Source organism: Sinomonas terricola (assembly GCF_034931225.1).
In the GTDB taxonomy this organism is placed as follows: Bacteria; Actinomycetota; Actinomycetes; order Actinomycetales; family Micrococcaceae; genus Sinomonas; species Sinomonas terricola.
In genome coordinates, this window is sequence record NZ_JAYGGQ010000016.1 from 86,178 (window position 1) to 99,469 (window position 13,292).

General features: G+C 73.1%; 6 protein-coding genes. All 6 read right to left on the reverse strand.

What is annotated here, in order from left to right:
• Window positions 1–193 precede the first annotated feature (193 nt).
• The gene (locus SPF06_RS18345) at window positions 194–2,890 is read right to left on the reverse strand and encodes a helix-turn-helix transcriptional regulator (RefSeq protein WP_323280580.1); all 2,697 of its coding nucleotides are present in this window, start codon (window positions 2,888–2,890) and stop codon (window positions 194–196) included.
• A gap of 14 nt (window positions 2,891–2,904) precedes the next feature.
• Entirely contained in the window at window positions 2,905–5,631 is a 2,727-nt protein-coding gene (locus SPF06_RS18350) for a helix-turn-helix transcriptional regulator (RefSeq protein ID WP_323280581.1), read from the reverse strand.
• Window positions 5,632–5,778: 147 nt separating this feature from the next.
• Window positions 5,779–6,243, reverse strand: coding sequence for a Fe-S cluster assembly sulfur transfer protein SufU (gene sufU, locus SPF06_RS18355; protein ID WP_323280582.1), 465 nt, complete (start codon window positions 6,241–6,243; stop codon window positions 5,779–5,781).
• Window positions 6,240–7,616: a SufS family cysteine desulfurase gene (locus tag SPF06_RS18360; RefSeq protein WP_323280583.1), complete on the reverse strand. Its 1,377-nt coding sequence runs from the start codon at window positions 7,614–7,616 to the stop codon at window positions 6,240–6,242. Before SPF06_RS18360 ends, sufU begins: the two co-directional genes overlap by 4 nt.
• Before the next feature lie 304 nt (window positions 7,617–7,920).
• Window positions 7,921–10,569, reverse strand: coding sequence for a LuxR C-terminal-related transcriptional regulator (locus SPF06_RS18365; protein ID WP_323280584.1), 2,649 nt, complete (start codon window positions 10,567–10,569; stop codon window positions 7,921–7,923).
• Window positions 10,569–13,286, reverse strand: coding sequence for a helix-turn-helix transcriptional regulator (locus SPF06_RS18370; protein ID WP_323280585.1), 2,718 nt, complete (start codon window positions 13,284–13,286; stop codon window positions 10,569–10,571). Before SPF06_RS18370 ends, SPF06_RS18365 begins: the two co-directional genes overlap by 1 nt.
• Window positions 13,287–13,292 lie beyond the last annotated feature (6 nt).

Sequence of the window (13,292 nt, forward strand, 5' to 3'; positions counted from 1 at the left end):
AATCACCAGTAGTCGGTACCCGAGCTTTCCGGGCCTCTACGGGGGTGAACCCTTGGCGAGTACGCAGGAGGGGTACCGAGTACCACGCGTACACTGCGCAGTCGGCTGCGGCAGGGTACGCGCAATACTCGTCGGGGCGGTGTCTTCCCTCGTCAGGGGCGGGTTGCGGTGCGCGTGGCCGCTCGGGGCCAGGTCACTCGCTGACGGCGTCCCGGAGCTCGTCGCGGCTCCGGATTCCGAGCTTCGCGTAGCTGCGGTGGAGGTGGCCTTCGACCGTGCGCACGGAGAGGTGGAGCTGGTCCGCGATCTGGCGGTCGCTCAGGCCGTCGACGGCGAGGTCCACGACGTCCTGCTCGCGGGGGCTGAGCCGAAGAGAGGAGAGGATTGCCTCTTCCTTCTCGCCGGCGTCGCCAGATCCGGGTAGCCCCTCGCAGGTGCGCGCGAGGGCGCCCGCGTGCCGAGCCGCCGCCCGATCGCCGTCCGCGTCGAAGCAGCCGGCGGCCCGCGCGTAAGCGGCCCTCGCCCGGCGGTACATCCCGAGATCGTGGAACAGCCCTCCCGCCGTGAGGTACCCCTCGGCGTCTTCCCTGGCCTCTGCCCTGGCCCACGCGCCCCACGCGCGCGCCCACGGCCCTTCCGCCGCGGCCGCGAGTTCCGCCCCCCGACCGTCGGTGTCCGTGGCCCCGAGCTCGAATCCGAGGATGCGTGCCACGAGTTCCCAGCCGGGGCGCCCCGCGGCGCGGTTCTCCTCCGCGATCGCCTCGAGGCGCGCGAGGCCCGTGCCCGGCTCGAGGAGTTCGAGGGCGCCCACGCGGTGCATCGCCGCGAGGCCCCGCAGGTCGGCGCTCCCGAGCCCCGCCGTCGCTTCGGCCCGCGCGAGATATTGCCGGGCGGCCGTGGCATTGCCTGCCGCCGCGGCGGCCCGGGCGGCCACGGCCGAGGCGAGGCCGAGTAGCTGAAGCGGGTCCGCGAGCTCGAGGTTCTCGACGACGTCGCGCAGAATGGACTCGGCCTCGGCTTCGCGGCCCTGCCGCACGAGGGCGATTGCCCGCGCGCAATAGAGGCTCGGCCCGAAGACGACGATCGACCGCAAGTGGGTGTCCGGGTACGCCGCGACGGCGCCGTCCACGCCCGCCCAGTCCCCGGAGAAGAGGGCGGCGACAAGATAGCGCACGAGAGCGCGCTCCTCGAACGGGAAATGCTCGTCGTCGAGGTCCGAGTCGGAGAGCGCGAGCCCGGCAGCGCGGGCCGAAGCCTCGAAATGCCCGGCAGCCCACTGGACGGCGGAGTCGAGCACGAGCCAAAGGCCCCGCTCGATCGCGGGGGCCGCGATCGCCTGCGGGAGCTTCCCGTCGTGGTCGAGGGCCGAGCCGACGGCGGCGAAATCGCCGCGCTCGGCGGCGGCGAGGGCACGGATGAGCCGTGCCCGCCGGAGGACTGCCTCGCGCGCGCCCGGCCCGAACGGGACGCCGCCGGACCCCGTGCGGCGGTCGACGCCGTCGGCCGCCTTCTCGAGGTCCGCGACGTCGCCCTCGACCTGCTCGAGCTCGCCGAGGGCGAGCCGCGCGGTGAACTTCACGAGGGTCCCCACGAGGACGTCCTGCACGTCGGACGGCACCGCGGGGCCCGAGGAGAGGACGGCGAGCGCAGCCGGCGGATCGCCGAGGTTGAGATGGGCGCGGGCAACGACGCCGCGGGCAAGCGAGCGTTCCGCCGCGCGGTCCACGAGCGACGCGGCGCGGAGCCCGAGCTCGTTGCGGAAGCTGCGCACCGCCGCGGCCGCGCCCCGGACGAGTTCCGCGGCGGGCAGGGACGCGCCCGTGTCGAGCGCGAGCTCGAGGAGGCGCAGCTCGTTGGCCGGCTGCCGGAGCTCGTCGCCGCCGAGCGCGAGCGCGCGGCGGTAGAGGTGGAGCCTCCGCGTCGCCGTCGTCATACGCCGCACGGCGTCCGCCTCGAGCGCATGCCGGATGCGAATTCCGTCGGGGCCCTCGATAAACCACCCGAGATCGGTCAGCCTGTCGAGGATCTCGCGGTCGGCGAGCACGCGCGCGGCGGATCGCGGAAGGGGTTCGGTGAGCGCGACGAGGATGAGCAGGTCCCGCTCGGCCGGGTCCAGAGCCTCCATGCTGCTGCGCACGGGCTCGGCGAGCGCGTTGCCGCTGCTCGCGAACGCGCCGGTGAGGAGCCAGATGCCGCGTCTGCGCACAAGCGTCCCGGCAGCGACGGATTCGTCGATGAGCGAGAGGAGGTGCAGCGGATTGCCTCCGCTGAGGCGGTGCAGGACTCCGGCCGCCGTGACCGAGAGGGTTCCCCCGAGGTGCTCCTGGGCGGCGGCCTGGCTCTCGGCAAGGCTCAGGGGCGCGAGCTCGACGCGCTCGGCCATCCCGTCGTGCCACATGTCGAGGAAGTCCCGCGGGAGCCCGCCGCGTGTTGTCGCCGCGGCGAGGAGCCGGACCCACGACGACGCGACCGCTTCCGCGATGAGGCCCGCCGAGCCGTCGTCGAGATCCTGCGCGTCGTCGACGACGAGGACAACCGGCCGCTCTGCCTCGCCCGAGCGGCGGTGCAGCTCGGCCCACAAGGCGCGGAGGACGCCGATCCGGTCTTGGACTTCCTCCGGCGCGAGCTTCGGGAGGCATTCGATGAGAGCGGCGTACATGACGGATCGCAGGCTCCGGCCCGTGCTGATCTCGAGCACCTCGACGTCGTTCCCCAGCGAGCGCACGACGGCGTCGAGGACGTGGGTCTTGCCCGAGCCCCCCTTGCCCACGACGAGGACGGCGCCCGCCCCCTCCCTGCGCAGCGCCTCCGTCGCGGCGGCCGCGATGTCCCGCCGCGTCGTCTCGACGACGGATTTGATCCCGGCCTTCTCCGCCAACGTCGCCCCCAAACTCCCCAGCATTGTCAGACCAGCCCGTCGAGCCCGCTGCGCGAAGAGACCCCGAGTTTCATGAACACCTGATACAGGTGGCCCTCGACCGTCCGCACCGAGACGCCCACGGCGTCCGCGATGTCGCGGTTCGAGGCGCCCGAGGCCGCCATCACCGCGATCTGGCGCTCGCGCTCGGTGAGCACGGGCGCCGGGACCTGCGGGACGAGCGGGAGCGTCGGAAGGATGCGCGTGAGCCGGTCGAGCCGCGTCTGGGCCCGGCCCGCGGCGGCGGATTCGCCGCGGTCGCGCGCGAAGTCGAGGGCGAGGGCCGCGCAGCGGGCTTCGACGGCATCGAGCTCCATCTCGTACGCGAACTCGGCGGCGTCGAGCAGCGCCTCCGCGTCCTTGCGCCGGGAGGCCGCCGCGACCGCGGCCATGAGATGCGCGAGCGGGCCCTGGCGTCGATGCCCGAGCCGCTCGATCCACAGGAACTCGCGCTCGGTGCCGGGGATGCTCGCGCCGAACACCCTGATGCCGGCGGAGGACATGCGGCCCGCGGCCTCGTCGTCCTCCGCCCGGCCGAGGAGCAGCTCGGCCCCGCCCGGCTCGCCGAGCCAGCGGCGCGCCATGCCCTCGCAGAACTCGGCGATGAACTCGAAGAGCCACGGCGCGAGGGCATCGCACCCGGCCGCGTGCTCGAGGAACCTCGCGGCCTCTCCCGAGTCGCCGACCTGCGCGTACGCGAAGGCCGTCGTCGCGTACGCGGCGCGGAGCGCGTTGAGCGCGGGGAACTCCTCGAGCTGGGCGACGGCGTTGAGCGCGGGCTCGAGCGCGGACGTGCCCCGGCCCGCCATGACGTACGCCATCGCGAGGAACAGCTCGGCGATCCCTCCGCGCAGGCTCAGCCGCCGCCCGCCGCGGTCCACATAGGTCTCGAAGAGGTCGACGCACCGCTTCCAGTCACCGTTGGCGATCCACACGGCGAACGCCGCGGTGAGGTAGGCGTCGTCGTCCGGGTGCTGCGGCGGCGCGAAGCCGAGAGCGCCGAAGCCGTAGGCGGACATGAGGGCTGCGGCGTCCGCCTCCCGCCCGCACGCGGCCCACCCCTGGGCGAGCAGGAGCGAGGCCTCGCGCCGGAACTCCTCGCTCGAGCCCGTGCGGCGGGTGGCCGTCTCGAGGGCATCGAGCACGGCCGCGAAATCGCCGCGGAACACGTGCATGCGGTACTCGGCGAGGTCGAGGACCTCGGCCGCGCCGCGGAGCTCGGAGGCGTCGGATCCCTCGCGGAACGCGAGAGCGTCCCACGCGACGTGGAGGGGGTCGCGGGCGTCTCCGCGCTCGGGGAGCCACGCGAGGAGCTCGGACTTGGCGGCCGCGTGCCGGGCCAGGTCCGCGGGCCCGAGCTCGTCGAGCCACTGGCCCGGCACGGAGTCGAGCACGTCGAGAGCCTCGTCGCGCCGTTCGAGGAGCGAGAGCGCGCCCGCGCGCTGGAAGGCGGCCTCGATCGCGGTGTGCCCGCCGAGCTCGCCCGCGCGGTCAAGGAGGTCGAGGGCCCGGCGAGGCTCGAAGAGGGCGATCGCGGCGCGGGCTGCGTGCACCACGAGGTCCGCGTTCGCGGGCCCGCCGACGCCAAGCGTCCACTCGACGTAGGAGACAAGGTCCTCGCGGTCGAGCCCAGCTTCCTCGGCCGCTCCCCCGAGGGACGTGAGGGACGCGAGCTCGCGGTGCCGGTCGGGCCCGAGCCGTTCGCGCACGAGCTCGGCCATGCGCGGCTCGCGCAGGTACGCGCACCGGTGCTCGCTTGCGTCGACGGCGATGAGGGCGCGGTCCTCCATGTCCACGAGCACCTCGGAACCGAAAAGCCCGGCGAGTCCCGCAATCGGGACCCGCCGGGCCACGGCGAGATGCTCGATGACCTCGCGGACGTCCTGCGGCTCGCGGGCCCACCGGGCCCGGATGATCTCGTCGGTGCCGCTCCCCTGCTCCGGCTCGACCGCGCCGTCGAGCGTCCATACCCCGCCCCGGCGGTGAAGGTTGCCCGTCGCCCGCTCGCGGCGCACGATGCCCTGCACGGCGGTCGGGTTCCCGCCGCACGCGTGGTGCAGCTCGCCCACGGCCGAGGACGCGACGCGCCCCTCGACGAGCGCCGAGACGAGGAGCCGGGTCTCGGGAACGCCGATCCCGCGGAGCGGGACCTCCGCGAGGCGGCCGCGCCGCACGAGCCGGAGGAAGTCGGCCGGAAGGTCTGTGGCCCGTTGGGCGACGGCGAGGAGCTTGGCGGTGCCGCTCAGGAGCAGATGGAGCAGCACGCCGATGCTGCCCTCGTCGAGGGTCCCCGAGAATTCGACGACGAGCACGGCCGGGTGCCCGCCGGAGTCCTCGCGCAGCATGCGCTCGACGGCGAGCATGAGGCCCGTGGGCGACGACGACGCGCCCTTGGGCAGGCGCGCGAGGAGCGCCCCGAGGCACGCGTAGTCCGACGTCGGCCCCGTGGTCGAGGTGCGGAGGCGCAGCGGATAGATCTGCGAGGCGAGCGAGTTCAGGACGGCGCTTGCAAGAAACGACTTCCCAACGCCCGGAGGGCCGGTGACGACGGTCCCGAGGGAGTGCGGATCCGTGAGGGCACGGACCGCCGCATCGAGTTCGCCCTGGCGCACAAGCATCGCCCACCGGAGGCGATCTGCCTGGCGTTCGGCTGATTCTTGCGACGGCTTGATAGCCCGCCGCGGCAGCGCCGAGACGGCAGAATCCCTCAGCATGTCATGCCTCCCCCCGGTGGCGGCTGCGACACACCGCCCGAGTTCAGGCATAGCGTACGCCGTAGATGGTCCTCCGCAACAGGGAACCGCAAGTCCTCCTGGCAGGACCACCCGTCGGGAGGACTTCTCAGCGGGGAAGGCCCTGGGTCAGACTCCGGCCTGACGTGCCGCGTCCTCTGCCGCGACCCACGCGATCATCGCGCACTTGACCCGCGCGACATACCGCGATACGCCTTCGAACGCCGCGGCGTCGCCGAGGATATCGGGATCGCCCGAGACCTTCCCGCGCGAGCGCACCATGTCGCGGAACGCATCGACGACCTCGTGGAACTCGTCCGCCGTCGCGCCCTCCGCGAGGTCGTGCAGGACGGACGCCGAGGCCATCGAGATCGAGCAGCCGTGCCCTTCCCACCGGAGGCTCGCGATCGCCCCGTCCCGGGCCTCGACCCGCACAGTGACCTCGTCCCCGCACACGGGGTTGAGCTGATGGGACTCGCCGTGCGCCGCGCCCTCCACGTCCGGGGGCTCGCTCTGCCCGCCGCCGAAGCCGCTCCCGTGCCGTTCCTTCGAGTGTTCGAGGATGACCTGCTGGTAGAGGGAGTCGAGGCTCATCGGGGGCTCCTTGCGCTCGCGCCAAAGGCGGTGGCGCCAAAATACGGGCGGACCTCGGCAAGACCGGCGAGGAACGCGTCCACGTCCCCCTCAGTCGTGTAGAGATACGCGCTCGCCCGCGTCGACGCCGTGAGGCCGAGGCGGCGGTGGAGCGGCTGGGCGCAGTGGTGGCCCACGCGCACGGCGATGCCGAGGCTGTCGAGGTACTGGCCGACGTCGTGCGCGTGAACGCCCTCGACGTCGAACGCCGCGAGCCCGAAGCGCCTGTGGCCATACCACTCCTCGCCGGGCGCCGGGCCGAGGAGCCGCACGCCGTCGATCGCGGCGATGCCCTCGGCCAGCCGGGCGCCGAGCTCGGCCTCTCGCGCGGCGATCCGCGCCATCCCGGTCTCCCGCAGGTAGTCGACGGCTGCGGACAGCGCAACCGTCTGGGAGACCCGCTGGGTGCCGGCCTCGAAGCGCTGCGGCGAAGGCATGTACTCGGCGCGCTCCATCGTCACCCTCGTGATCATCGAGCCGCCCACGAGGAACGGCGGAAGCGCGTCGAGCAGCTCGGCCCGGCCGTAGAGGGCGCCGACGCCGGTCGGCGCGAGCATCTTGTGCCCGGAGAAGGCGGCGAAGTCCACGTCGAGGGCCTTGACGTCGATGGGCATGTGGGGCGCGGACTGGCACGCGTCGAGGACCGTGAGCGCGCCGACGCGTCGGGCGAGGCCCACGAGCTCTCCGACGGGGCTCACCGCACCGAGCACGTTCGAGGCATGCGAGAACGCGAGGACCCGCGTGCGGGACCCCACGATCCGGGCCGCCCCCGCGAGGTCGAGCCGGCCTTCGTCGTCGACCGGGATGTAGCGCAGCGCCGCTCCCGTGCGGAAGGCGAGCTCCTGCCACGGGATGAGGTTGGCGTGGTGCTCGAGCTCGGTCACGACGATCTCGTCGCCCGCGCCGAGGGCGAAGCGTCGCAGCTCGCTTCCGCCGCGGCCCCGCTCGGCCCAAAGGCTCGCATTCGAGAGCGCGTACGCGACGAGGTTGAGGGCCTCCGTCGCGTTCGACGTCCACACGAGCTCCTCCGGCTCGGCGCCGACGAAGGCGGCCACGTTCGCCCGCGCATCCTCGTAGGCGTCGGTCGCGCGCACGGCGAGATCGTGGGCACCACGGTGCACAGCAGCATTCCGCGTCTCATAGAAGTCCTGCTCGGCCTCGAGCACACTGCGGGGCTTCTGGGACGTCGCACCCGAGTCGAGGTAGACGAGCGGGTGGCCGTTGACTTCCTGCCCCAGGGCCGGGAAGTCGTGGCGGATACGCTCGGCCTCGGTGTCGTCGAGTTCTGCGCCCGCGGGCGAGTGGAGGGTTGCCGGAATGCTGACGAGGGCCACGGTGGCGGCTCCTTCTCACAGTCTGGGGAATTACGTAACGGCTTTATGCCGGAATACATTCTCCCACGAGCGTGAACCATCTGGGCTATCGACCTCGGGCACCAAAAAGAGCCGGCGACGGCTGGGGGAGGAACCTTGGTCTCGGGGAGGTTCCGTCGTCGCCGGCTCGGTCCTTGGGAGGCCATCCCCGGGGCCTGTGCCGGATGCCGGTCCTGAGGTCCGGCTACGCGATTAACGTTCCCACGTCAGAGGGCTCAGGACATGAGTGGAGAGTACGTGATTGGCGAAAAGCTGCCGCCGCCCGCTACTTGCTCCGCGGCGCGGTGTACTCATTCTCGGGAGCGAGTCCGACGGCCGAGGAAAGCTGTTCCCTGCTGCCCACCCCGAGCTTCGAATAGGCGCGGTAGAGATGGCCCTCGACCGTGCGGACGGAGACCGTGAGCCGGTCCGCTATGTCGCGGTCGCTCAGGCCGCTGATGGCGAGCGCGACGATCTGGCGCTCGCGGCGCGTGAGCTCGCCCGCGGACGCCGAGGGCTGCGGCTGCGCCTCGGTCTCCCCAAGCTCCGCCTCGCACGCGCGCTGCCCCTCCCACGCGGCCCGCGCCTCGTTGCGCGACGGTGTGTTCTCGAGCTGCGCGAACGCCTCCGCGTAGCATTCGCGCGCGAGCCGCGGGTAGAGCGCACTCCGGAGCGCATCCGCCGCCGAGCGCAGGGAGTCCGCGCTGCCCTCCGCGAACGCCGCCCCGAGGAGGACAGCGGCCTCGGCCCACTCCCCCTCCATGGGCCACGCGACACTGAGGAGCTCGTCGAGGCGGTCCCGCTGCCCCGCCTCGAACCACAGGAAGAGCGCCTGGAGGCACACATCGCGGCGAGTCCCGCGTGTCGCGGCGTCGACGACCTTCTCGAACCGCGCGAGCGAATGGTCGTCCGGCTCGATCGCGCACGCCGCGGCCGCCTCGAAGAGCTCCGCGATGGGCCGGACGATCGACGCCGAGACCCGTTCCCGGTTCCGCGAGTCCTCGAGGAAGTCGGCCGCCTGGCCCCAGTCCCCGAGTTTCGCGGCCGCGTACGCCGCGGCCGCCGCGCACAGCCGGAACACGTGCTGGGCGTCGCTCACGCGGAGCTCCTCGAGCGTCGGCTCGAGGATCGCGAGCGCCGGCCCGAAACGGCCCTGCCGCAGGAGCGCGAGGCCCCGCGCGCACTGGAGCGTCGCCGTGAGCTGGAACGACGCCTCCTGGAGCGGAGGCGCGGCGAACCGCACGGGAATCGACTCGACAGCGTCCCATTGCCCCGCGGACACGCCGGCGTACACATAGCGGACCGCCACGAATTCGGAGAGGCACCCCGTGAACTCGATCGGGGCGAGCAGCTCGATCGCGCGGGACGCCGCCGTCATGCTCTCGAGCAGGAGCCCACGGCACGCGAGCACTTCGGCCTCGAGCGCCGCGGCGACTCCGCGCTCCACCGCGGAACGCTCGGTCGCCTCCGCGCCCCGCCACGACGCGAGCCCCACCTCGAGGCCCCCGTAGTCGCCGGCCAGGGAAAGGTACACGAGGCGCAGGAGGTCCCACGGGCCGCCGCCCTCGGACGCGAGCCGGCGGATGTCGCGCGCAATCTCGTCATGCGGATGGCCGAGCGTGTCGCGGCTGTAGAGCCACAGGAGGCCCGAGACGAGGATCCCCTCCGCGTCGAGCTCGCGCGAGGGCTCGAGGAACCCCACGGCGTCGGCGTGATGGTTCCTGCTGTAGGCCACGAGGCCGCGGACGAGCCGCACATCGGCGGCGTGCTCCGGCGAGCGGACCTCGTCCGCGGCGCGGAGCGCGAGCGAGTTCTCGCCGAGCCGGGCCGCGAGCTGGGCCGCCCTGAGGTAGGTCCTGTCGTCGAGCACGAGCCCGCAGCCTAGCGCCCACGAGACGGCGCACAGGAGGCCGTCCGCCGTCGCGAGCTGGCGGGCGCGGTGCTCCGTGGCGAGCTGCTGGAGCCACAGGGAGCGGCTCAGCGGGATGAGCTGGTAGATGGCCTCCCCATACACGACGTGCCGCAGTCGGAGTGAGCCGTCCGCGCCCGTGGGCGGCAGCACGAGCCGCTTCGCGACGAGGCTGCGCACTACGTCGGTCCCGAACTGGCCCTCGACAAGGCCGAGCGCCGCCGGCTGCGCGACCGCGACGAGCATGAGCGCCTCGCGCTCCTCGGACGAGAGCCGCTGGAGCTGGTCCCGCACGAGGCCTACAAGGCCGTCCCCGTGCCGCTCGGGCTCCGTGGCGAGCACCCACGTGCCCCGGCGCTCGACGAGGGCCCCCGCCCGCCGGTCCTCGTCCATGAGGCAGCGGAGGAGCATGGGGTTGCCCTGCGAGTCGCGCCAGAGCCGCCGCGCCGTCGAGGGCAGCACGCGGCTGCCGAGGGCCGCTTCGAGGAAGCTCGTCGCCTCGGCCTCCGAGAACGGCTCGAGGTCGAGCCGCTCCGCGCCCCCGTCGATCCACAGCTGCATGAGCGGGGGCGGAAGCAGGGCACCGTCTGGGGACGTCACGAGGGCCTGCGCCCACCCCGCGCCGACGAGCTCCGCGATGACCTCGGCGCTCAGGGCATCGATCGAATGGGCGTCGTCGATCACGAGGATGAGGCGGCTCTCGCTCTCGTCCCTGAGCTCCTCGACGCGCCGCCAGAACGCCCTCAGGACGGCGATCCGCGATCCGGCCTGCTGGGTCGGCAGGCCTCCCAGGAACGGGGCGAGCACGCCGTAGGGCACGCGCTGGAGGGACGGGCTCCCGTGGATCTCGAACGTCTCGGCATAGTCCGCGAGCTCCTCGCGGACCGCGGCGACGAGCGCGGACTTCCCCACGCCGGTCTCCCCGAGGAGCAGGACGGCGGGGACGCGGTCGCGCAGCATGGCCGCGCAGCGGGCCGTCTCGCGCTCGCGCCCGATGAGGAGCGAACCCTCCGGCCCGCGGCCCATCACAGGAGCCCGCCGAGCTCGGCGCGGGACGTGATCCCGAGCTTCGAGAACACCTGATACAGATGGCCTTCGACCGTGCGCACTGAGAGCCCCATCTCCTCGGCGATCGTGCGGTTCGACTCACCGCGCGCCGCAAGGACCGCGACCTCGCGTTCCCTCGCGGTGAGCAGCGGACCGAGGCTTTGAGGCACCACCGGGAGCACCTCGACGAGGCCCGTGAGCCTGTCGAGGCGCGCCTGCAGGATGCGCGCGGAGCGGACGTCGCCCGTGTCCCGCGCGATGTCGAGGCCGACGGCGGTGCAGCGCGACTCGAGCGTGTCCAGCTCGAGCCCCGCCGAGAGGTCGGAGGCGGCGATGAGATCGGGGAGGCTGCGCAGGCGCGTCCCGCGGGCGAGCCGCCGGCCGAGCTCGGCGAGCGCGCCCTGACGGTGCGCGCACACCTCCTCGAGGAGCGCGAGCTCCTCGGGCCCCGCGTCAACTGTCGCGCCCACGAGCTTGATGCCGGCCATCGTCCACCGGCCGGAACGGATGTCCTCCCGCGCGGCCTCGACGAGGCGCGCCGCCGCGCCGCGCTCGCCGATCCAGCGGCGCGCCATGTCGGCGCAGAACTCCATCGAGGCATTCACCGAGTAGCTGCAAGGCCACACCCAGCCTTCGACCCTGTCGAGGTAGTTGCGCGCGGCCGCGGCGTCACCCTGCTGGGCGAACGCGAACGCCGTCGCGGCGTAGGCGCAGCCGAGGTAGGGGCGGGCGCGGCCCTGCTCGAGCTGGGCAATCGCCGCGAGGAGCAGGGAGAGCGCCTCGGAGCCGCGGCCCGCGTAGACGAGGGCGACTCCGGCCGCGAGCTCATATTGCGCACCCTCGATGCGCAGTCCCGGAACGGTCGTGTGCCCCACCGAGCGGACGAGCGCGAGGCACTGGCGCCAGTGGCCGTTGTAGAGGAGGACGTCGAACGCCCGGTTCCCGAACTCGTGGCGCACGCGCGGGGTCCCCGCGGGGCCGGCGAGCTCGCTCGAGACCCGGTGGAGCGTCGCAAGGGCCTCGTCCTCGCGGCCGACCATCACCTGGGCCTGCATGAGGACGCACGCGGCCCGCAGGCGGAGCTCGTCGTCCCAGCCTGGGGCGCCGGCCGCCGCGAGCTCGAGACGTTCGAGGATCGGCGCGAAGTCGCCTCTCGCCGCCGCGTCCTCGAACTCGACGAGCTCGAGGATCGCCATCGCGCGGCGCACGTCGTCGTCGTCCACGTCGGTCAGGCCCGAGGTCACGAGGAGGCGCGTGCGCGATTCGACGATGAGCGCCGGCACTTCGGCGCCGCGCCCCGGCGTCGAACGCTTGACCGCGGCGAGCGACTCGACGAACGCGGCGAAATCGACGGGCGGAAGCGCGGAAAGCTCCTCCTCGGAGACCTGCTCGAGGAACGCGTGCGCCTGGATCGGGAGGCCGAGCGCGAGGTGCGCGTTGGCGCGGAGCCGCTGCACGGTGGCCCACAGCCCGCGCACGCGCGGGAGGCCTTCTAGGCAGTCGAGGGCGAAGCGGGGGTCGTAGAGCTTGAGCGCCGCGCCGGCCGCCGCGATCGCGTGGCTGGCCGGGAGCACGGTCTGGCATTCGCGCGTCCACGCGGCGTAGCCAAGGAGCTCGACGACGCCGAGGGACGCGAGCGGCGGCTCGTCCGGGCCGATCACGAGCGCGCGCAGCTCGCGCCGCCGAGGGACGCTGAGCCAGCCCCGCACGACCTCGGCCATGACGGGGTCTGCGAGCGCGACGGAGTGCCTGTCGGCGTCCTCGACCTGGATGAGGCCCGATTCGTCCATCGCGGCGACCGTCGAGACGCCGAAGACGGCCGTGAGCCGCTCGAGCGGGAGCCTGCGGGCGCACGCGAGCGCCTCGATGCCCGTCTGCACCTCGGTGGGCTCGCGCTCCACTCGCGCGCGGACGACGTCGTCGATCTCGCGGCTGCGAGTCGACTCGGCGTCGTCCGCGAGGGTCCAGACGCCGTCGGTCGAGCGGAGCTGCTCGGAGACGAGGAAGTCGCCCACGATGCGGTAGAGGATCTCGGGATTGCCGTGCGCCATGGCGTGGAGCATCTGGGCGACGGTCCTCGGCACGATGCCTCCGAGGACCTCTTGGAGCACCTCCTCGGTCTTCTCCGAGGGCACGAGATCGAGCTGGATCTCGCGGATGCGCTGCTCGGTGAGCATCCAGTGGAAGTCTTCCGGGAGGTCGCTCGTGCGGTCGGCGACGACGATGACCTTCGCCGTGCCGGTCATCATGAGGTTGACAAGGGTCGCCGTGCTGAGCTCGTCGAGCCCGCCGGGCGTTTCGAGGGCGATGACCGCCTGCCGGCCGGCCGCGTCCTCCCGCAGGGTCTCCATGATCCCGCGCATCGTCGCGCTCGGGCTCTCGAGGTCCTCGTCGGGGAGCCGGGCCAGGAGGGGGGCGAGCGCGCCGTACGGCGTCTCCGTGCCCACCATCGTGCTGCGCAGGGTCTGGGCATAGATGTCGGGGGCGAGCGAGCGGACGAGCGCGGTCTGGAACGCGCCCTTGCCGATGTCCCGCTCCCCCGTGATGGCGATGCCGTAGCTGCGCGAATCCCGGAGGGCGTCCTGCGCGGCGCGGAGCTCGTCGGTGCGGACGCTCCGCGCCCACTGGACGCGGTCAGCAGCGAAGGACCGCGCACCGTTCTGACGACGCTCGGACACACCGCTGGTCCACCGCATTGCCCC

What these genes read in the sequence shown, in the direction of transcription:
- SPF06_RS18350 (WP_323280581.1), bottom strand. Translation starts at nt 5,631, where the DNA reads ATGCTGAGGGATTCTGCCGTCTCGGCGCTGCCGCGGCGGGCTATCAAG.
- sufU (WP_323280582.1), bottom strand. Translation starts at nt 6,243, where the DNA reads ATGAGCCTCGACTCCCTCTACCAGCAGGTCATCCTCGAACACTCGAAG.
- SPF06_RS18365 (WP_323280584.1), bottom strand. Translation starts at nt 10,569, where the DNA reads ATGGGCCGCGGGCCGGAGGGTTCGCTCCTCATCGGGCGCGAGCGCGAG.
- SPF06_RS18370 (WP_323280585.1), bottom strand. Translation starts at nt 13,286, where the DNA reads ATGCGGTGGACCAGCGGTGTGTCCGAGCGTCGTCAGAACGGTGCGCGG.